The sequence below is a fragment of the Pseudomonas sp. LS2P72 genome, assembly GCF_054897865.1.
This window is the reverse complement of sequence record NZ_CM142708.1, coordinates 4,045,569-4,066,552: the sequence shown is the minus strand read 5'-3', so window position 1 is coordinate 4,066,552 and position 20,984 is coordinate 4,045,569. Positions and strand designations below refer to the sequence as shown.

At 60.7% G+C, this 20,984-nt stretch carries 18 protein-coding genes; 3 read left to right on the top strand and 15 right to left on the bottom strand.

The genetic code is table 11. From position 1 onward, the window contains the following. Window positions 1-183: 183 nt before the first annotated feature. The 3 genes from ACYZUA_RS18465 to copC form a co-directional block, all read right to left on the bottom strand. On the bottom strand, window positions 184-1,482 hold the full coding sequence (locus ACYZUA_RS18465) for an OprD family porin (RefSeq protein WP_461960031.1): 1,299 nt from the start codon (window positions 1,480-1,482) through the stop codon (window positions 184-186). Window positions 1,483-1,730: 248 nt separating this feature from the next. Continuing rightward, window positions 1,731-2,591, bottom strand: coding sequence for a copper homeostasis membrane protein CopD (gene copD, locus ACYZUA_RS18460; RefSeq protein ID WP_461960030.1), 861 nt, complete (start codon window positions 2,589-2,591; stop codon window positions 1,731-1,733). A gap of 3 nt (window positions 2,592-2,594) precedes the next feature. Continuing rightward, window positions 2,595-2,960: a copper homeostasis periplasmic binding protein CopC gene (copC, locus tag ACYZUA_RS18455; RefSeq protein ID WP_461960029.1), complete on the bottom strand. Its 366-nt coding sequence runs from the start codon at window positions 2,958-2,960 to the stop codon at window positions 2,595-2,597. Window positions 2,961-3,099: 139 nt separating this feature from the next. Here copC and ACYZUA_RS18450 point away from each other — a divergent pair, with 139 nt between their 5' ends. Further along, window positions 3,100-3,720: a TetR/AcrR family transcriptional regulator gene (locus ACYZUA_RS18450; protein WP_008149783.1), complete on the top strand. Its 621-nt coding sequence runs from the start codon at window positions 3,100-3,102 to the stop codon at window positions 3,718-3,720. 115 nt (window positions 3,721-3,835) lie between these two features. Here ACYZUA_RS18450 and preA read toward each other — a convergent pair whose 3' ends face one another. The 3 genes from preA to hydA form a co-directional block, all read right to left on the bottom strand. Next, on the bottom strand, window positions 3,836-5,110 hold the full coding sequence (gene preA / locus ACYZUA_RS18445; RefSeq protein ID WP_461960028.1) for an NAD-dependent dihydropyrimidine dehydrogenase subunit PreA: 1,275 nt from the start codon (window positions 5,108-5,110) through the stop codon (window positions 3,836-3,838). Further along, window positions 5,111-6,478, bottom strand: a complete 1,368-nt coding sequence (locus tag ACYZUA_RS18440; protein ID WP_461960027.1) for an NAD(P)-dependent oxidoreductase — start codon at window positions 6,476-6,478, stop codon at window positions 5,111-5,113. It lies immediately after the preceding gene. A gap of 153 nt (window positions 6,479-6,631) precedes the next feature. Next, complete coding sequence (gene hydA, locus ACYZUA_RS18435) at window positions 6,632-8,071, bottom strand: dihydropyrimidinase (protein WP_223430876.1); 1,440 nt, start codon at window positions 8,069-8,071, stop codon at window positions 6,632-6,634. A gap of 550 nt (window positions 8,072-8,621) precedes the next feature. Here hydA and ACYZUA_RS18430 point away from each other — a divergent pair. Further along, on the top strand, window positions 8,622-10,106 hold the full coding sequence (locus tag ACYZUA_RS18430) for an NCS1 family nucleobase:cation symporter-1 (protein ID WP_461960026.1): 1,485 nt from the start codon (window positions 8,622-8,624) through the stop codon (window positions 10,104-10,106). 141 nt (window positions 10,107-10,247) lie between these two features. Continuing rightward, window positions 10,248-11,531 carry a Zn-dependent hydrolase gene (locus ACYZUA_RS18425; RefSeq protein WP_461960025.1) on the top strand — a complete coding sequence of 428 codons (1,284 nt, stop codon included), beginning with the start codon at window positions 10,248-10,250 and terminating at the stop codon, window positions 11,529-11,531. Here the strand turns inward: ACYZUA_RS18425 and ACYZUA_RS18420 are convergent. The 9 genes from ACYZUA_RS18420 to ACYZUA_RS18380 form a co-directional block, all read right to left on the bottom strand. Further along, window positions 11,516-11,644 carry a hypothetical protein gene (locus ACYZUA_RS18420; RefSeq protein ID WP_461960024.1) on the bottom strand — a complete coding sequence of 43 codons (129 nt, stop codon included), beginning with the start codon at window positions 11,642-11,644 and terminating at the stop codon, window positions 11,516-11,518. The two genes, ACYZUA_RS18425 and ACYZUA_RS18420, sit on opposite strands and share 16 nt — an antisense overlap. Further along, window positions 11,641-12,789, bottom strand: coding sequence for an XdhC family protein (locus ACYZUA_RS18415; protein ID WP_461960023.1), 1,149 nt, complete (start codon window positions 12,787-12,789; stop codon window positions 11,641-11,643). The genes ACYZUA_RS18420 and ACYZUA_RS18415 overlap by 4 nt, the downstream gene beginning before the upstream one ends. 79 nt (window positions 12,790-12,868) lie before the next feature. Next, window positions 12,869-14,260 (bottom strand): amidohydrolase family protein, encoded by a 1,392-nt coding sequence (locus ACYZUA_RS18410; protein WP_461960022.1) that lies wholly within the window; start codon window positions 14,258-14,260, stop codon window positions 12,869-12,871. Window positions 14,261-14,272: 12 nt separating this feature from the next. Beyond that, window positions 14,273-15,613 carry a nucleobase:cation symporter-2 family protein gene (locus ACYZUA_RS18405; RefSeq protein WP_461960021.1) on the bottom strand — a complete coding sequence of 447 codons (1,341 nt, stop codon included), beginning with the start codon at window positions 15,611-15,613 and terminating at the stop codon, window positions 14,273-14,275. Between the two features lie 87 nt (window positions 15,614-15,700). Beyond that, window positions 15,701-16,741 carry a CobW family GTP-binding protein gene (locus tag ACYZUA_RS18400; RefSeq protein ID WP_461960020.1) on the bottom strand — a complete coding sequence of 347 codons (1,041 nt, stop codon included), beginning with the start codon at window positions 16,739-16,741 and terminating at the stop codon, window positions 15,701-15,703. Further along, window positions 16,738-17,349 (bottom strand): UbiX family flavin prenyltransferase, encoded by a 612-nt coding sequence (locus ACYZUA_RS18395; protein WP_461960019.1) that lies wholly within the window; start codon window positions 17,347-17,349, stop codon window positions 16,738-16,740. The genes ACYZUA_RS18400 and ACYZUA_RS18395 overlap by 4 nt, the downstream gene beginning before the upstream one ends. Further along, on the bottom strand, window positions 17,346-18,743 hold the full coding sequence (locus ACYZUA_RS18390; RefSeq protein WP_461960018.1) for a UbiD family decarboxylase: 1,398 nt from the start codon (window positions 18,741-18,743) through the stop codon (window positions 17,346-17,348). Before ACYZUA_RS18390 ends, ACYZUA_RS18395 begins: the two co-directional genes overlap by 4 nt. Before the next feature lie 118 nt (window positions 18,744-18,861). Continuing rightward, a complete protein-coding gene (locus ACYZUA_RS18385; protein WP_134418495.1) occupies window positions 18,862-19,767 on the bottom strand; it encodes an amidohydrolase family protein in 906 nt (301 codons plus the stop codon). A gap of 4 nt (window positions 19,768-19,771) precedes the next feature. After that, window positions 19,772-20,701 (bottom strand): amidohydrolase family protein, encoded by a 930-nt coding sequence (locus ACYZUA_RS18380; protein WP_461960017.1) that lies wholly within the window; start codon window positions 20,699-20,701, stop codon window positions 19,772-19,774. Window positions 20,702-20,984: the final 283 nt, after the last annotated feature.

The window sequence follows — 20,984 nt, the reverse complement described above, 5'->3', positions numbered from 1 at the left end:
ATGTAGCAGCTGGCGAAGCCTGCGTTCGGCTGCGCAGCAGTCGTAAACCCTGCGCACGTGAATTTCCTGATCCACCGCGTCGGCTGATTTTACGACTGCTTCGCAGCCGAACGCAGGCTTCGCCAGCTGCTACAAAGATCGAGTTGTGGCACAAATCGGGGATTCAACCTTGTCCTACCCGCCTTACAGCAATGAGATCGGGTAGTTGATGATAATGCGGTTTTCGTCGAATTCATTGGTGCTGAAGTCCTTGCGGATCGACGCATTACGCCATTTGACGTTGAGATTCTTCAGCACGCCGCTCTGCACGGTGTAAGCCAGTTCTGACTCGCGGCCCCATTCCTTGCCGTCGGTGATGGTGCCTGTGTGCACGTTATCGCCGCTGATGTAGCGGTTCATCATCGTCAGGCCGGGAATGCCCAGCGCCACAAAATTGTAGTCGTGGCGCAGCTGCCAGGATCTTTCCTTGGCGTTGTCGTAGCTGGAGTTGTAGCTGTCGTTGGCCAGGGTGCCGCCGCTGGTGCCGTTGACCCGCATCCAGACATCATCGCCGGAGAGTTTTTGCAGGCCGAGAAAGAAGGTGTTGCCGCCGTACTTGGCCGAGAGCATGGCGAACGCGGTTTTGTTGTCGAGGTCGCCGGCCAGGGCGCTGCCGTCTTCGTTGCCGATGAAGTAGCCAAGGTTGGCGCCGAGCGTCCAGTCGCCGAGAGGCTGGCTATGGCTCAGGTTGAAATACTGCTGCTGATAAATGTCGCTGAGTTGCGCGTACCAGACGCCGACCTGGGTGCGCTTTTCATTGAACGCATACTCACCGCCGCCAAAGTTGAAGCGGTCCGAGGTAAAGGCCGCCGATTTGCCGTTCATGAACATGTCTTCCATGCTCGCATCGTTGCGCGGGCTGTTGGCGCGGAACTGGCCACCGTAGAGCGTCAGGCCACTGATCTCGGTGGACGTCAGTTGACCACCGCGGAAGGTTTGCGGCAGCGAGCGGCCATCGTCGGAGCGCAGGATCGGCAACACCGGCATCCATTCGCCGACCTTCACTTCGGTTTTCGAGACTTTACCTTTCAGCGCCACACCCAGGCGCCCGAAATTGTCGGCCGGACGACCGTCGTCATGAATCGGCAGCAACGAAGTGCCGCCCGTGCCTTTGCCGCCGTCGAGCTTTTCCGAGTACAGGCCCAGCACGTCCATGCCGAAACCGATGGGGCCTTGGGTGAATCCGGATTTGGCATCGAGGATAAAACTTTGCGTCCACTCTTCAGCCTTGCCCTGGGGGTAGGCCGGGTTGGTGAAGTTGCGATTGATGTAGAAGTTGCGCAGGTTCAGCGTGGCTTTGGCGTCATCGACGAAACCTTCGGCATGACTGGTCATGGGCAGGGCGAGGGCCAGGCTGCTGCAACCGATCAGGCTCAGGGTGTGACGGCGTGCGAAGGTTGGGTGAGGGGTGCAGACGGAGGAATTGCGGACGAGCTTGCTCACAGTGACGCTCCCGTGTTTCTTGTTGTTTTTATTTTTTGTTATACGTCGTCGTACAACGTCGGGGCGGATTATTTGCAAGTGTTACGAGGAATGTCAATCAGAAGTTGTACGATGACTTGCGGCGGTCAGGAGTATGCCGAAGAACCCTGTGGGAGCGAGCCTGCTCGCGATGACGGTAGAACAGACACCACTGCAGTGAATGTCAGACCGCTATCGCGAGCAGGCTCGCTCCCACAGGGTTTTGTGTTTTAGCTCACGATCATCGGGGGCATGGTGCCCAGAAGTGAAACCGCTGCCACCGCTCCCATCCCCAGCAACCATTCGAGAATTACACTGCTTTTCAGAGCAGTCGGATGCTGATCGCAGTCGTTGATCCGCAGCCGATTAAACAGCGCCAGCCCCAGCATTGAGGCGACCAGCACAACCTTGATCAACAGAATCAGCGCAAACCCGGACAGCAGCGGCGTCGGCCAGAATTGCCCGGTCAGTACACGAACGTTGATCAAACCGGTCATCACCAACCCGGCAACCAATACGTAACCAACGCCGCTGAAGCGTTGCAAGCTCGCTTTGATTGAATGCTCTGTCGGCTGCCGCAGGATCATCACCAGCAACATCAAACCGCCGAGCCAGGCGCCGACACAGGTCAGGTGAATGATTTGATTGAGGATCAGCAATTGGCCGTTGAGGCCGTCGAGCATGGCACCGTGGCCAACCGGGGCGAGGGTAGCGAGCAGCAGGCTGGCGAGGCCGATTCGCAGGGGCAGGTTTGCACGCAGGGGCGTCATCAGCAGCGCGACCAATAACGCATTGAGCAGCAGGTGCCAACGCCAGACCTGACCGAAAAATGTATTGCCCAGCACCAGTCGCAGGGTCGACGGATCGAATGCCGCGTCCCACGAACCGGCCATGCTGGCGGTGATCAGCAGCATCCAGCTAACGCCAGTGACCAGGGCCACCGCCGCCAGCCAGCGGCTTGTCTTCGTCAGTCGCTGATCCAGATGTCCAGCGTCGCCATTGACCAGCAAAGGCCTGAACACCCAGGCCCCGAACAGCATCAGCACAACGGTGAAATGCAGAAAGCGGCACAGCACCATCGCGCTCGTCATGAATTACTGGCCAACCTTGAAGCTATAGGCGCCTTCGCTTTTGTGGGTATCGACCGACACCGCGTGCCATTCGACTTTGTAGGTTCCCGCAGCCAACGGTGCGGCCGGGGTGACGATCAGGGTTTTCTTGTCGCTGCCTTCGGTGGCGAGGCTCTTCACTGGCACGTCGCTGCCGTCCTTGCTGATCGTGACTTTGGAAAAGGTCGCTTCAACGCCTTCGGAAAACACCAGGCGCAGTTCCGACGGCGCGCTCTCCGTGCTGTCGGCGGCCGGGGTGTGGTCTTTCAGATGGGCGTGGGCAAACACCGATGAAGCGGCGATCAGCGAGCCGAGCAGGGCGACGGTAGTCAGGGTTTTCTTGAGCAACACGTGGAATACCTCTGAGGCAGGTTCGAAAAGGCGGTCAGTTTACCTGCGAGAAGCTGGGTGTACGAAGTTTCGTTTTCCCTTGTCGCCGCGAGATAGAGCGGATGCTAGTCTTGGGCAACGCTGTTGTCAGGGAGCCCTCATGGGCAATCACAAGATCGAGATTCGTCGCAGTAACGTCGAGAAAATTCTGTTGGGGGCCGAAAAGGTTTTCGCCGAAAAAGGTTTCGGCGGCACCGCCATGGCCGACATCGCCGCCGAAGTGCAACTGCCGCGCTCCAACCTGCATTACTACTTCAGCACCAAGAGTGAGCTGTACAGCGCCGTGCTGTTGGGTTTGCTGGAAGTGTGGAAACAGGACGCGCTGTGCTTCGAGATGTTCGACGATCCGCGCGTGGTGCTCAGCAGCTACATCCGCGCCAAGATGAACCACTCCCGCAGCCGGCCTTACGGCTCCAAAGTCTGGGCCAACGAAATCATCCACGGCGCACCGACCCTGGGTGAGAAGCTGGACGTGAGTCTGTACGACTGGGCCAAGATGAAAGAAGCGAAAATTCGCCAGTGGGTGGACGACAAACGCATCCTGCCGGTGGAGCCTTCGAGCCTGCTGTACATGATCTGGGCGTCGACCCAGCACTACGCCGACTTTGATCATCAGGTGAATATTCTGAATGACCATCAGCCGTTGTCGGACATGCAGTTCGAGCGGGCGGTGCAGACGGTGACGAGTGTGATCTTGCGGGGGATTGGATTAGAACCTTGAGCTTTGCGGTGTTGCTGCTGGCCCCATCGCGAGCAGGCTCGCTCCCACATTTGAAATGCATTCCAATGTGGGAGCGAGCCTGCTCGCGATGGCGTCTGTTCAGGCGCCGCTGAGCTCAAGGGCTGACATGGTAGGGATTGCGCGGATCATGATTCCAATCCAGAAACGGTTTGCCCGTATCCATCGGCACCATTTCAATACAATCCTGCACCGGGCACGTGATCTGACACAGATTGCACCCCACGCACTCATCATCAATCACTTCATATTTATGCGTCCCGTCCGCCTGCTTCAGGCTGGCAACCGCCTGGTGCGAAGTGTCTTCGCAAGCAATGTGGCAGCGACCGCAACCAATGCAGGCCTCCTGGTCAATCTTGGCAATCACCTGATAGTTGATGTCCAGGTACTTCCAGTCCGTGGTGTTGCCCACCGCACGCCCGGAAAACTCTGACACGCTGGCGTAGCCCTGACTGTCCATCCAGCGTGACAACCCGTCCTTCATCTCCTCGACAATCCGGAAACCATGCAGCATCGCCGCCGTGCACACCTGCACCGAGCCGCTGCCCAGCGCAATAAACTCCGCCGCGTCGCGCCAGTTGCTAATGCCGCCAATGCCCGAGATCGGCAGGCCTTGCGTCTGTGGATCGCGGGCGATTTCGGCGACCATGTTCAGCGCAATCGGCTTCACCGCCGAACCGCAATAACCGCCGTGGGTGCTTTGGCTGCCCACGGCGGGATTGGCGACCATGCGCTCCAGGTTGACGCTGGTGATCGAGTTGATCGTATTGATCAGCGACACCGCATCGGCACCGCCGCGATGGGCCGCGCGGGCGGCGACGCGAATGTCGGTGATGTTCGGCGTGAGTTTGACGATCACCGGCAGCGAGCAGTACGTCTTGCACCAACGGGTGACCTGCTCGACATACTCCGGCACTTGACCGACCGCCGCGCCCATGCCGCGCTCCGGCATCCCGTGCGGGCAACCGAAGTTCAGTTCGATGCCGTCGGCGCCGGTGGCTTCCACCAGCGGCAAGATGAATTTCCACGATTCTTCGACGCAGGGCACCATCAGCGACACAATCAGCGCGCGGTCAGGCCAGTCTTTTTTGACCTGAGTGATTTCCCGCAGGTTGATCTCCAGCGAACGATCGGTGATCAGCTCGATGTTGTTGAAGCCCACCACTTCACGGTTGGCACCGAAGTGTGCTGAGTAACGCGACGACACGTTGACCGCCGCCGGGTCCTCGCCCAGGGTTTTCCAGACCACGCCACCCCAGCCGGCCTCGAAGGCACGGACCACGTTGTAGGCTTTGTCGGTCGGTGGCGCGGAGGCCAGCCAGAACGGATTGGGGGCTTTGATGCCGGCGAAGACAATCGAGAGATCGGCCATTTACGCAGCCTCCACGTTGAGCATGAGTTGGGCGTTGATGGCCTCGGCGGCCCGTTTGCCGTGCTGGACGGCCTGCACGGTGAGGTCCTGATCGAGACTGGTGCAGTCGCCGCCGGCGTACACGCCGGGGATGCTGGTGCGCAGGTTTTCGTCCACTTGAATCCGCTCGCCCTGACGTTTGAGTTCACGGGCCAGCGGGTCGGCGAGGGCATTGGCGTCGAAGGCCTGGCCGATGGCTTTGAAGATCGCATCGGCGGCCAGTTCGAACGTTTCGCCAGTGGTTTGCAGGCGACCTTCGACTAACCAGGTCCGAGCGAAGCGCATGCCGCGTACTTGGCCTTGAGCATCGAGCAGGACTTCTTCGGGTTGTGCCCAGGTCAGCAAGCGCACTTGATTGGCTTTGGCGATGTCCTGTTCGTGGCCGGTGGCGCCCATTTCCTCGACACCGCGGCGGTACACCAGATTGACGTCGCGCGCCCCGAGGCGAGCCATTTGCACGGCCATGTCGATGGCGGTGTTGCCGGCGCCCAAAACGATACAACGGTCAGCGAGGGGGAGTTGGGTCAGGTCATCGGCCTGACGCAGTTCGCGGATGTAATCGGTGGCGGCCAACAGGCCCGGCGCGTCTTCATGAGCAAGCCCCAGCTGTTTGCTGGCGGCCAGACCCAGCCCAAGGAACACCGCATCGAACTGCTGATGCAGTTCGCTGAGGGTCAGGTTCTCTCCGAGTTTCTGCCCGTGGCGGATTTCGATTCCGCCGATTTCCAATAGGAACTCGAGCTCCTTCTGCGCGTAGTCGTCCACCAGTTTGTACTTGGCGATCCCGTATTCGTTGAGGCCACCAGCCTTTTCCCGTGCCTCGAAAATCACTACGTCATGACCATGCATGGCACTGCGGTGAGCGCAGGACAAACCGGCCGGACCGGCGCCGACCACGGCGATGCGCTTGCCGGTTGTTGCCGCACGCGTGAAGGGGTGTTCGCTGAAGTGTGCGTTGTCGACGGCGTAACGCTGCAACAGGCCGATCAGCACCGGGGCGCATTCATGGTCGTTGTTGCGCACGCAGGCTTGCTGGCAAAGCACTTCCGTCGGGCAGACCCGGGCGCAACTGCCGCCGAGGATGTTCGCCGAGAGGATTTTCTGCGCAGCGCCCTGAACGTTGTCCTGATGGATATTGCGGATGAACGACGGAATATCGATCTCGCTCGGACAGGCATTCACGCACGGCGCGTCGTAGCAGTACAGGCAACGCGAGGCTTCCAGATGAGCCTGACGGTCGTTGAGTGGTGGCGCCAGATCGGTGAAATGGCCGGCGAGGGCGGCTGCATTCTCGTGCGGATGCGGGAGGTGGTTCAGGGTCTTGATCACGGTGTTGGCCTCACGGTTATTGAGGTGCTGCCTCTGATGGGCATTGGTTTTGTGTTGTCGCTACCGGCCTCTTCGCGAGCAGGCTCGCTCCCACAGGGAAATGCATTTCAAATGTGGGAGCAAGGCTTGCCCGCGATAGGCCGAAGGCCGCTTTCAGCGTTTCACTGCGGTCGGCTTATTCATCTCAGCCCGCTTGCTCAGCAAATCAAACACCGCGGGATACGCCGGCCGTTCGACATACCGCCCGGCACCACGCTCGGCCCTTAAATCACCATCGGCCCACACCACCCGGCCCTGGCTGACCGTGTGGCTCGGTACACCGCGCACGGTCTTGCCTTCGAAGATGTTGAAGTCCACTTGCTGATGGTGAGTCTTCGCCGAAATCGTCCGCGTACCTTCCGGATCCCACAGCACCAGATCCGCGTCCGCACCGACGCGAATCGCGCCTTTGCGCGGGTAGAGGTTGAAGATTTTCGCGGTGTTGGTGGAGGTGAGCGCCACGAAGTGCTGCATCGACAGACGCCCGGTGTTCACCCCTTCATCCCAGAGCACCGCCATGCGGTCTTCGATACCGGCCGTGCCATTGGGGATCTTGCTGAAATCGTCACGGCCGGCGGCTTTTTGTTCGGCGCAGAAGCAGCAATGGTCGGTGGCGGTAGTGTGCAGGTTGCCCGATTGCAGACCGTGCCAAAGCGCCTCTTGATGGCCGCGCGGACGGAAAGGCGGGCTCATCACGTAACCGGCGGCGGTCTGCCAGTCCGGGTGTTGGTAGACGCTGTCGTCCAGCAGTAAATGCCCGGCCAGGACCTCGCCATAAACTTGTTGGCCCTTGCTGCGGGCGTAGGTGATTTCGTCGAGGGCTTCCTTGGTCGAGACGTGCACCAGGTACAACGGCGTGCCCAGGGTTTCGGCGATGCGGATCGCCCGACTGGCCGCTTCACCTTCCACTTGCGAGGGGCGCGACAACGGATGCGCTTCCGGGCCGGTCATTCCCTGGGCCATCAACTTGCGTTGCAGGTGATAGACCAGCTCACCGTTTTCCGCATGCACGGTCGGCACCGCGCCCAGTTCCAGGCAGCGCTCGAAACTCGCCACCAGCGTATCGTCGGCGGCCATGATCGCGTTCTTGTAGGCCATGAAGTGCTTGAAGCTGTTGACCCCGTGCTGGCTGACCAGCTCGGCCATTTCCTCGCGGACCTGTTCGCTCCACCAGGTAATTGCGACATGGAAACCGTAATCCGACGCCGACTTCTCGGCCCAGCCGCGCCACTGATGAAAGGCTTCCATCAAGGATTGCTGTGGATTGGGAATCACAAAGTCGATGATCGACGTGGTGCCGCCGGCAAGCCCCGCCGCGGTGCCGCTGAAAAAGTCTTCGCTGGCCACCGTGCCCATGAAGGGCAGCTGCATATGAGTGTGCGGGTCGATGCCGCCGGGCATCAGGTATTGACCGCTGCCGTCGAGCACTTCGGCATCGGCGGGAACATCGAGGTTTTCACCGATGGCTTTGATCACGCCGTCGGCGCAATAGACGTCGGCGCGATAACTTTCATCATGGGTAATAACGGTGGCGCCACGGATCAACAGAGACATTCCGAGTTCCTCGCAGGCAATGACCGACTTGTGCCGGTTCTAAATGTTTTATATGAAGCGACGCAAACAGGTGTATTCCTGTCAACGCTGTCAGGAATAAACGCTAGTCTGAGTTTGAGGATTGAGCAAGAATATTTTTTATAAGCTTATATCTGTTTTAACGTATTGATAAATAACGACTAAATACGTAAATCACCAAAATGGTGAGGCCGCTCACCATTTTGACGCACTTGACAGGTTCCAAAAATAGACGAGATTTCTTATGTGAAATCAGCCGCTTGAGGATGGTCTATGGTTGATGCGCAACGTTGAAAAAAAAGTGGCATGCACCAGATTGAGTCCTGACGGTTCGGACAACTTGCCTGGCATTTGGCCTGAGTGAACAAGCAAGTCACCGGTGACTCATTGGCTATATAAATAAACTGATAAATATCAGTTGGTTACAAATTTTTTATGGAACTGCCCGATGCGCAAACGGGGAGACCGGCACGTTAATTGATGCCTCCAGCCCCGGATGAGCAACAATAATCAAAAGAACAGTGGAGCGGCCATGCAACAGATCAGATCGCAAGTGACCGAGCGCGACGGCTTGTTTGAGCTCGAAGCCGGCAGTGACGTCCTCGACAGCCCCCGTTACAACCACGACATGGCACCGACCAAGGTGCGCGAACGAACCTGGAACAAATGGCACATCACCGCATTGTGGGTCGGCATGGCGATCTGCGTGCCGACCTACACCCTCGGCGGCGTGCTCACCGCGCATTTCGGCCTGAGCGTCGGTGAAGCGCTGCTGGCGATTCTGTTCGCCAACATCATCGTACTGATCCCGTTGACCCTGAACGCCTTTCCCGGCACCAAGTACGGCATTCCGTTTCCGGTGTTGTTGCGTTCGTCCTTCGGCATCCTCGGCTCCAACATTCCGTGCCTGATCCGGGCGCTGGTGGCGTGTGGCTGGTTCGGCATTCAGACGATGTTCGGCGGGCTGGCCATTCACCTGTTTCTCGGCTCGGTGTTCGAGGATTGGAAATCCCTCGGCGGTACCGGTGAAGTGATCGGGTTCATGGTGTTCTGGGCCTTGAACCTATGGGTGGTGATTCGTGGCGCGGACTCGATCAAATGGCTGGAAACCCTCTCGGCACCGTTGTTGGTACTGGTGGGTGTGGGGCTGCTGATGTGGGCGATGCCGAACGTATCGATGAGCGAATTGATGGCGATCCCGCCCAAGCGTCCGGAAGGGGCCAGCGTGGTCAGTTACTTTGCTGCCGGGCTGACCGCGATGGTCGGGTTCTGGGCCACCTTGTCGCTGAACATTCCGGATTTCAGCCGCTATGCGAAAAGCCAGAAGGATCAGATCGTCGGGCAGATTATCGGCTTGCCCCTGACCATGTTTCTGTTCGCCTCCCTCGGCGTGGTGATGACGGCCGCCTCGGTCAAACTGGTGGGCGTCACCGTCTCTGATCCGGTCACCCTGATCGGCCATATCCAGAGCCCGGTCTGGGTCGCACTGGCCATGGCGCTGATCATCATCGCCACGCTGTCGACCAACACCGCGGCCAACATCGTTTCGCCGACCAACGATTTCCAGAACGTAGCCCCCAAGTTCATCAACCGCACCAAAGCGGTGTTGCTCACCGGCCTGGTCGGCTTGGCGCTGATGGCCCATGAGCTGTTGAAGAAGCTCGGTTTGATCGTCTCGGATTTGAGCCTGGAGACGGTGTATTCCAACTGGTTGCTGGGCTATTCGAGCCTGTTGGGGCCGATTGCCGGGATCATGGTGGTGGACTATTTCCTGATCAAGAAACAGCAACTGGATCTGGCCGGACTTTACCGCGACGACGTTTATCCAGCGTGGAACTGGTTCGGGTTTATTGCGTTTGGTGTGCCGGTGGCGCTGACGCTGCTGTCGCTCGGCAGCAATGCATTCAGCTGGTTCTACGACTATGGCTGGTTCACCGGATCGGTGCTGGGTGGGCTGATTTATTACGGGTTGAATGTGATGCGGCCGAGTCCGATTGCTGTGAAAACTGCGGTGTGACGGATGGCCCTATCGCGAGCAGGCTCGCTCCCACATTTGGAATGCATTCCCCTGTGGGAGCGAGCCTGCTCGCGATGGCGGCCTCGAATACACCCAGGAAATGCCTGAAGAAACCTATAACAACTGCCTGAGGAGATCATCATGAACGCTGCCGTAGACGTTCTGCAGTCCACCGATCAGCACATCAACCGCGACCGCTTGTGGCAGTCGCTCATGGACCTGGCCAAGCTCGGCGCCACGGTCAAGGGCGGCGTCTGTCGCCTGGCCCTGACCGACCTCGACCGCCAGGCCCGGGACATTTTCGTCAACTGGTGCGAGGAGGCCGGTTGCACCGTCAGCATCGATGCCGTCGGCAACATCTTCGCCCGTCGGCCGGGTCGCAACCCCAACCTGCCACCGGTGATGACCGGCAGCCACATCGACACCCAACCCACAGGCGGCAAGTTCGACGGTTGCTTCGGTGTATTGGCCGGCGTCGAAGTGCTGCGCACCCTCAATGACCTGGGCGTGGAAACCGAAGCGCCGCTGGAAGTCGTGGTCTGGACCAACGAGGAAGGCTCACGCTTCGCCCCCTGCATGATGGGATCCGGTGTATTCGCGGAAAAATTCACCCTTGAAGAAACCTTGGCCAAGGTCGATGCCGAGGGCGTCACCGTCGGTGAAGCCTTGAACGCCATTGGCTATGCTGGCGAGCGCAAGGTCAGCGGCCATGCCGTCGGCGCCTATTTCGAGGCCCATATCGAACAAGGCCCAATCCTCGAAGACGAACGCAAAACCATCGGTGTGGTGATGGGCGCCCTCGGCCAGAAATGGTTCGACCTGAAACTGCGCGGCGTCGAAGCCCATGCCGGCCCGACGCCGATGCACCTGCGCAAGGACGCCCTGGTTGGCGCCTCGGTGATCGTCGGTGCGGTCAACCGCGCCGCTCTCGGCCATCAACCCCACGCCTGCGGCACCGTCGGCTGCCTGCAAGCCTATCCCGGCTCACGCAACGTCATCCCCGGTGAAGTGCGCATGACGCTGGACTTTCGGCATCTGGAACCAGCACGGCTGGACTCGATGATCGCCGAAGTCCGCGAAGTCATCGAAACCACCTGCGAGGAACACGGCCTGACCTTCGAACTGACACCTACTGCGGATTTCCCGCCGCTGTACTTCGACAAAGGTTGCGTCGAAGCGGTACGCGGCGCCGCCCAAAGCTTGGGCCTGTCGCACATGGACATTGTCAGCGGAGCAGGGCACGACGCAATCTTCCTCGCCGAACTCGGCCCGGCTGGAATGATCTTCGTACCGTGCGAAGGCGGCATCAGCCACAACGAAATCGAAAACGCCGCACCGGATGACCTGGCGGCCGGGTGTGCGGTGTTGTTGCGGGCGATGCTGGCGGCGTCGGCGGCGATTGCCAGTGGTCAACTGACGGCTTGAGATTTCCCGGCGTTGGGGGTGGCGGGCTTGCCCGGTGATGGGCTGCTGGAAATGGAGTGGGTGGCGACGGTCAGGTAGGCCGCCAATGCCAAAAGACGTTCGACTTGCCTCATTCCACCGACTCCATTGCAGGCAACGTTTCAGATATCAATAGATCCACCCGATGAATCGGCTTGCTCCGGTGCTTCAGCATCGCGCCATTGCGCTGGTTTAACACCGCGGTTATCTCCGCCAAAATCGACAACGCCACGCTCTCAGGCGCATCGCCGCCCAGGTCCAGCCCCATTGGGTAGTGCAGCATGGAGGTGTGCGATCCGATATCGGCCAGCAGCCGTTCGGTTCGCTCCCGTGGCCCGAGTTGGCCGAGGTAGGCGGGTGAACCGTGCAGCAATTGCCCAAGCCAATGCCGATCCTGTCGGTAGCTGTGAGTCATCACTACCGCCGCTGAGCCATCGATCAATGGGCTCAGATCGAAAGGGTTTTGCAGATTTGCGAAGATCACCGCATCGGCCTGAGGAAAGCGTTCAGGCCGGGCGAAGTGGCTGCGGCCATCGATGACGGTGACGTACCAGTTCAGCAACTTGGCGATGCGCACCAGCGGCTGGGCGTCGTGACCGGCACCGAAGATCACCAGCCGCGGTGGCGGCGCGACGTATTCGAAGAACACTTCGACTTCGCCACGGGCATCGGTGTAGAGCCTTAACGACGATTTTTTCTCGGTTAACGTCTTGCGCAGGTCGTGGCGGATGGCGCGGTCGAGTGTTGGGTTTCTCAAGGTGCAATCGGCATTCGACATCACTCGATCACCGACCTTGACCGACGCGTTGCGTGAGGTGGCAATGATGGTCGCCATGGCCGCGGGTTGTTGACTGTCGCGAACCCGGCACAGCAATTCGATGGCCGGTGACGGGCTTTTCACTCGCAGGCGTTCGAGCATCACAAACACCGTGCCGTTGCAGCCGAGGCCGAAGGTCAGGGAGCTGTGTTCGTCGTCTTCGTCCTCGGTGGCGCCGGTGCTGTAGCGACGCACCACCGGTTCGCCCGAATCGGTCAGCCACCAGGCTTTTTTTGCCAGGTCCTGTTCCAGGCAACCGCCGCTGACAGTGCCGATGGTGCGGCCGTGCAGGGGAATGAGCATGCGTGCGCCGGGGCGGCGATAGGCTGAACCTTCGACCTTGACCACGGTGGCGAGGATGGTTTCTTCGCCATTGAGGGCGGCGGTTTTGATGGCTTGCAGGAGATCGTTGAGGCCGGACATATCATTTCATCCCGAAGGCTGGCGCGGAATCTGTAGGAGCTGCGCACCGCAGCTTCTACAAGGGTTCTGGGCAGGGAGGTCAGTCGACATCCTGCTGCATCAACTGCCGCACCCCATCCCACGCTTCGGCGCGCATTTGCGCCAGATCCAGCCCCGGTATCACGCCGTCATCGACCACCACGCGGCCACCGACGAGGCTATACCGAACGGCAATCGGCTCTCCCGCCACCACCGGCGCCACGGCGATATCGTGGAAGCCGAAGAACCGAGGGTGATCGAGGCTGTAGATCACCAGATCCGCCGCTTGGCCCACTTCCAGCGTCCCGACCGCACCGAGTCCCAACACCTGCGCGCCACCGGCCGTCCCCCAATGGATCACGTCTTCGGCGGTGGTGGCCGACGCGCCTTGTTCTGCACGATGAATCAGCCACGCCGTATGCGCTTCACCAACCATGCTGCCGGACTCGTTGGACGCCACACCGTCCACCCCGAGGGAAATCGGCACGCCTGCCTCGAACATTTGCGGCACCGGAGCGATACCACTGCCCAGGCGCGCATTGCTCACCGGGCAGTGGGAAATCCCGGTGCCGGTTTGCGCAAGCATGCGGATTTCCCCCGGTTGCAAATGCACCGCATGGGCGAACCAGACATCGGGGCCGAGCCATTCGTGTTCGGCGACGAACTCCACCGGCAGGCAGTTGTATTTTTCGCGGCAGAAGTTGACGTAGTTCTGCGTCTCCGAGAGGTGCGTGTGCAACCGCAGTCCGAGGCCGCGAGCGGTGTGGGCCAATTCCCGGAGCAAGGTGGGTGGCAGCGAGAAGGTCGGTGTAGTCGGCGCGACCACCACCCGGCGCATCGCGTCCGGAGTGTCCTGGTGATACAGCGATTTGAGCCGTTCGATGTCACCGACCATCTGATCCAGTGTCTCCGGTTGCAACGCCGTTTTGGAGAACCCCGGATGCGCGCTGGCCGACTCCAGCGCCCCGCCCCGGCACAGTACAAAACGCATTCCGAACGCGTCAGCCGTGTCGAATAGCAGGTCGCCGGTCTCGGTGGTGCCGTTGGCGTGGTAGAGGTAATGGTGATCGGCGCAGGTCGTCACCCCCGACATCAGCAACTCGGCCATGCCCAACCGCGCGGCGATCCGCGCCAATTGCGGAGTAAACCGATTGAGCCGCGGGTAGGGCACGCTGGCCAGCCAGCCTTGCAGGTCCTGGTTCAACCCTTCGGGCACGGCTTTGAGCAGATTCTGGAACAGGTGATGGTGAGTGTTGATCCAGCCTGGATAGACCACCGAGTTGCGCGCATCGATCACCCGCTCGCCGGGTTGCGCAACCAGGTCCGCAGCCATTTCGGCAATGCGCCCGTTCACCACTCGAATGTCTACAGCTCCGGCCCGGGCTCGCGGGCCACGCAGGCCGGTCATCACCGCCACCGGATTCTTGATCAGGATGTTTTGAAGTTGAGTCATGGGTTTCTCCAGTCAGAGGCTGTGGGAGGCGGGCTTGGTCGCCGCGCTGTCGGGAACGCTGACGCCGTTGAGCGCCGCGTTGAGCAACACCGACACCAGGCAGGCGATCACCACGCTGCTGTGCAGGAACGGCTGGGACCACTCGGGCATTTGCTTGAACAGAGCCGGCGCGAGCACCGGCACAAGGGCAGCGGCGATGGTGAAACCAACGATCAATACGTTGTAGCGATTGCGTTCGTAATCGACCTTGGCCAGGGTCTGAATCCCCGCCGCCGCGACCACGCCGAACATGGCAATCCCGGCACCACCGAGGGCGGCGGTCGGCATCGAGGCGATGATTGCGCCGGCCTTGGGCACCAGTGCCACGGAGCACATCAGCAAGCCGCTGATCGCCACCACCCAGCGACTGCGCACGCCGGTCAGGATCACCAGCCCGACGTTTTCCATGAAGGCAATGAATGGAAACGCCGCGAACATCCCGGCGATGGTGCTCGCCAGTCCGTTGGCGCGCAGGCCGTTGATCACCTGTTTGTCTTCCACCGGTTTTTCGACGATGTCGCCGATGGCCACGAACAGCCCCATGGACTCGACCATCTGCACAATCATCACCACTACCATGGTGGCGATCGGGATCAGACTGAAGGTCGGCAAACCGAAGTAGAACGGATAGGGCACGGTGAGCCACGGTGACTCCTGAATGCTTTGGAAACTGCCCATGCCCAGACCGTAGGCCAGCCCCGCGCCCACCAGCATGCCCACCAGCACCGCCATGTTGCGCAGCATCGGGCTGCCATAACGGTTGACCAAGAGGATGGTCGCCAGCACGACGGCGGCGACTGCAAGGTACGCCGGCGCACCGAAATCGCTGGCGTGTCGACCGCCACCGACCCACTCATAGGCAATCGGAAACAGCTGCAAACCGATCACCGTGACGATGCAACCGGTGACCACCGGCGGAAAGAACCGCCGTAATCGACCCACAAACGGCGCGACCAGCATCGTGAAGATCCCTGCGCCGATCACCGCCCCACAAACCCCGGCGAACCCCACCTCCGGGTTGGTGCCGATGGCGATGACCGGGCCGACGCTGCTGAACGCCACACCTTGAAGGATCGGCAGACGCACGCCGAATTTCCAGAAGCCGACGGTTTGCAGCAGGGTGGCGATGCCGGAGCAGAACAGCGTGGTGCTGATCAGTACCACGGTGTCGGCCTGGGACATTTTCAAGGCGCTGGCAACAATCAACGGCACGGCGATGGCGCCGATGTACGAGACGGCCATGTGTTGCAGGCCGAGGGTGAGCATTTGTCGGATCGGCAGAATCTGGTCTACCGGGTGCACGGCTGAAGTCATGGCGAAGCTCCTCTTGCTGTTTTTTGTTGTAGAGAGGGATACCCGTTCAGTGTGCCCGGAGCCGCCATCCACCGGCCCCGGAGCCGTTTAGCCTGCCAGGCAGGCGGCAAAGCCCTGGTTCAACGCCGCGCGGTCCAGGTCGCGGCCGATGAACACAATCTTACTGGAGCGTGGTTCTGTGCCCCATGAGGTGGAGGCGCGGAACTCGACGAGGCTGTGCACGCCTTGCAGCACATAGCGTTGATCCTGATCTTTTACCGCCAACACGCCTTTCATGCGGTAGAGGTTGTCGGCTTGTTCGGTGCGCAATTCGCTGATCCAGCGGTGGAAGGCGCCCAGGTTTACGGCGCCGTCTACCGCGATGCCGACTGAGGAAACGCTGGGGTCGTGGTCATGATCCAGTTCATCGTGATGATGCTCATCAGCGTGGTGATCGTGCTCCGAGCCAATCTCCATCAGTTTTTGCGTGGACTCGAACGCGCCGATGCCGAGGATTTTCGTCAGGTCGATCTCTGCATAGCTGGAAGTCACCAGTTCCGCCGTCGCATTCAACCCGCGAATCTTGCCGCTCAGCGCCACCACTTCGTCTTCGCTGACCAGATCGACCTTGTTGATGACGATGCGGTCGGCACAGACGATCTGATCCACTGCCTGGTTGTCCACGCCATCCAGTTGCAGGTCTTCCAGGTGCTGGGCGATGTGCTTGGCATCGACCATGGTGACAATCGCATCCAGTTCCACTTCATCGGCGATCGGGTCGTTGATGAAAAAGCTCTGGGCCACCGGGTAGGGGTCTGCCAGGCCGCTGGTTTCGATCAGGATGTGATCCAGCCGCACCGGGCGCGCCACCAGTTCGCGGACAATGCGCACCAGGTCCTCTCGAACCTCGGCGGTGCAGCACACGCAGCCGTTGACCATCTCGTAGATTTCTTCGGTCTCAGAGCTGAGCACCAGGTCGCCGTCGATGCCGACTTCGCCGAATTCGTTTTCGATTACGGCAATCTTGCGCCCGTGGTTTTCCTTGAGGATGTAGTTGAGCAGGGTGGTTTTACCGGCGCCGAGGAAGCCTGTGAGGATGGTCACCGGGATCTTGCGGTTCGGGGTCGGGGCGTTGAATGGGCTGTTCATGCGAGCTCCTTCGTTGTTGCGAAATGGCCGGTGGGCGATGTGCCGGGTTCACCCCAGCGCAACGCGGTCCCGGCGTCGAGGCCGAACAGGTCGAGGACACGGCCAAGGCTGTGATCGACCATTTGCGAAAGGTTTTGCGGGCAGGCGTAAAAGGCCGGCACCGGCGGGGCGATGATTCCGCCCATCTCGGTGACGGCAGTCATGTTGCGCAGATGGGCCAGGGTCAGCGGCGTTTCCCGGGCCATCAGCACCAGGGTGCGGCGTTCCTTGAGGGTCACGTCGGCGGCGCGGCCGATCAGCCCCGATGAAGTGCCGGTGGCGATCTCCGCCAGGGTGCGCATGGAGCAAGGCGCGACCACCATGCCCAGGCAGCGGAACGAACCGCTGGCGATCCCGGCAGCCACGTCGTCGGCGCGGTGGTAATGGCTGGCGAGGGCGGTGACGTCCGCCAGTTTGTAGTCGGTTTCATGGGCCATGGTCAGCAGCGCGGCACGGCTGATGATCAGGTGGCTTTCGATGTTTAACTCCGCCAGCAATTCCAGCAGGCGTACGCCGTAGATGAACCCCGACGCGCCACTGATGCCGACCACCATGCGCCGGCGGTTCATGACTGCTCTCCGGGTGGATGTCTCTTCAGTAGATTGCGTGCACGCTCGACCACGTCCTGATCCAGCTGCGCCTTGATCCCGTCGAACCCCGAACCGCGCGTGGCATCCAGCCCCATGCGCGACGTGGTGCCGTTGACCGAGGACGATGGGTCCAGCGGACTGCCGGGCAAGCCGTCGATGACGAAGATGTCCTGATGCGGCTGAAAGTGTGTGGCCAGGGCCCACAGCACCTGGCTGTCATCGGTGATGTCGATGTCGCTGTCCACCGCGATCACGGTTTTCAGATACGGGTCCCAGCCCAGCAGCGCGAGCATGATCTGCCGCGCTTCGCCGTCACGGCTTTGATCCAGCGCCACGTAGCAATGAAAGTGCGTGCCGGAGTTCGGGTAGTGCATGGCGGTGACGGCGGGGAAGCGTGCCTTGAGCTTTTCACTCATCTCCGCTTCCCGCGGCAGTCGCGCCAGAGTCAGGTGTTCGGCGTAACGGCCGCCGACCACGTCCACCAGCCAGGCGTCTTTGCGGCGCATCAGCGTGTCGACCCGCAGCACGTTGTTGGTCGAGCGGTCCGAGGAATAGCCGCTGAACTCGCCGAACGGACCTTCCTCGGCATACGCCGCCGGGTCGATGGCGCCTTCGAGCACAAACTCGGCGTAGGCCGGCACGCCGATGCCATAGCGCGGCGTCTTGACCAGCTCCAACGGCGCGCCGAACAGGCCGCCGGCCACCGCACGTTCGTCGCTGCCAAATGGCAGACGCGCCGCCGCAGCGAGCATAAACAGCGGATGCGCACCGACTACCATGGCCACGCGCAATTCTTCACCGCGCTCCCGGGCGGTTTGCAGCATGCGCCACAGGTGACCGCGTGAGTGCAGGCTGGTGGCGAGGGTCTGCCGGGTATGGCGCATGGAGCGGTGATAGCTCATGTTGGCGATGCCGGTGACCGGGTCTTCGGCAATGATGATCGCGTTGGTGATGTAGGGGCCGCGGTCGCTGTCGAAGTGCTTGAGCATCGGCAGCAGCGCCAGGTCCACGGCTTCGCCTTCGAAGATCTCGTCGAGTACCGGGCCGGTTTTGACGTAGCGCGGCGGGATCGGATGGTTGGCACGGGTCTGGAAGGTTTCGTGCAGCTGCGCCGCAGTGACACCGAAGATCCGCGCGATGCGGGTCCGGGAGGCGAACACATTGGTGGCCACTGGCACCCCGAGTTGGCCGACCTTTTCGCAGATCAGCAGCGGGTCACGGCCCTGGGTGGCCAGAGCATCGACCAGGGCGGTGACGTCCTGATCGGCGGAAAGTTTTTCGTGAACGGTCAACACATCGTCCGGGTACTGCCGGCGATAGGCGTCGATAAAATCGTGAAAATCCTGGGTATCGCCGAGCGTAGAGAGGGTCATGGTTTCACCTCGTAAAAAGCAGGCGCGCAGGGCTGAGGGCGACGCTCGATCGACAAACCGTTGGCCTGCCGGTCGATCGAACGCCGGGCTCATCTGTACGCCTGGAAAGCCGCTTTTGTTACAAGTAGGTCGTGGTCAGACGAATGTCCGCCTCGATCAGATCCTTGGGTGGCGGTGTCGGTTCGATGCCGCACAACCGGGCAATGTTGTTACCCAGGTAATCCTCAAGGTGATCCTCATCAATCCCCAGGCCTTGCGGCGCTGGCGAACACAGGACTTCGAGTTCGCGCAACCACATGCCCGGTTCGTTCGGCGGCGAGTCGGTGCCGAAGACGATCTTGTTGCGCGGCAGCTCCTTGGCGAACTCGACGATCCGCGACTGGAAGCACCAGCCGGATTCGCAGTACACGTTCGGCGTGTCCATGGCCATCCAGAACGCTTCGAACGAGTAGTTGCCGCCGGTCTGGATGCCGAAGTGACCGATGATGAAGTTGACCATCGGGAATTCGCGGATGATCGGGTAGAACATCGTCGGGATGGTGTACGGACCGTCACCCGTGTGGATCAGCACCACGATGTTGTACTTGGCGCAGACTTTCATCGCCGGCCGCAGCCAGTCCAGTGCCCGGTCGGGACGATAGCCGTGCATGTTGGCGTGCAGCTTGAGCATCTTGAAACCGTATTCCTTGATATGAAACTCCAGCTCTGCTGCACCGTTTTCCGGTCCCCAGCGCGGGTTGAAGTTGAAGTTGCCAATGAACCGATCCGGGTACTTCATGCACAGCTCGGCGATGTACGACATGTAGTCGCGCACGCCTTCGCGGCCCCGCCGGTTGCCGTCGCGATAACCGGTGTTGCCCGGTGGCGGCTGGATGAAGCCCATGTCGATGCGGCGCGGTTTGCCGTTGATCATGTACGGGCCGTCCATCAGCTTGAGCATGCGCTCGCCGGTGAACGGTTCGCCGGTGTGACGCCAGGCCTCGTCGACCAGGTTGGTGGGGTGCAGATGGGTATCGATAATCATCGGTTCAACTCCTGGCCAGTTGGGTAGTGACAGGGCGCTTCAACTGCGCCTCGGCTTCGGACACGGAACGCGGCGGCGGGGTCGGTTCGAGGCCGATCATCCGCGCGGTGTTGTTGCCCAAGTATTCCTCCAGGGTGTCCTCGTCGAGGTTCAGGCCTTGCGGCGGCTCATGGCAGAGCACTTCCAGAAGGCGCAACCACATGCCCGGCTCGTTCGGCGGGGTGTCGGTGCCGAACAGGATCTTGTGGGTCGGCAGGACTTTGGCGAACTCGACGATCCGCGATTGCAGGCACCAGCCCGATTCGCAGTAGACGTTGGGCAACTCCATCGCCCATTGCATCGGTTCGAACACGTAGACGCCACCGGTCTGCACCCCGAAGTGGGCCATGATGAAATCGACGTTGGGGAATTCCTTGATCATCGGCACCCATTCCGATGGGATGCTGTACGGCCCGTCGCCAGTGTGCAGTTTGACCGGGATGCCCAACTCGGCACATTTCTCGAACGCCGGCCGGACCCAGTCCAGCGCACGGTCAGGACGATAGGCGTGCATGTTGGCTTGCATCTGGACCATCTTGAAACCGTGTTCCGTGACGTAGCGCTCGATCGCTTCGACGCCGTTTTCCACGCCACAGCGCGGGTTGTAGACGAAGCAGCCGATGAAGCGATCCGGGTAGGTCTGGACCATCTTCAGGGTGTAGGCCATATAGGCGTCGATCGATTCGCGACCGGTGAGGTCGCCGTCGGTCCAGGTGTAAATGGTGTTGCCTTGCGGCGGCTGGATGAAGGCTTTGTCGATGCGGCGTGGTTTGCCGTTGACCATGTACGGGCCATCCATCATCTCCAGCAGACGCTCGCCGGTGAACGGGTCACCGTCATGCCTCCAGGCGAGGTCCACCAGGTCGGTGGGATAGCAACTGATATCGATGATCATTGAAGTCGATCTCCTGATAGCGGGGAAGGGAACCTTGCGGTTCGCAGCAGCCACGTCCCGGGTAATCGGCCATTTCTATGCGCACAACGCTGCGCATTCCCACGCCTGGTCGCATCCGGCTCGGGACGCTGGTTGCTTGGGGGGAAGTATTGGAAGAGGGGTTGGGGTTCGTACAATATTAATTGGGCGAGGGGGTGATACGTGTTCGATATGGGGCCGGTTGATGGGGTAGATGTGCCGGCCTCTTCGCGAGCAAGCCCGCTCCCACATTGAATCTTCAACG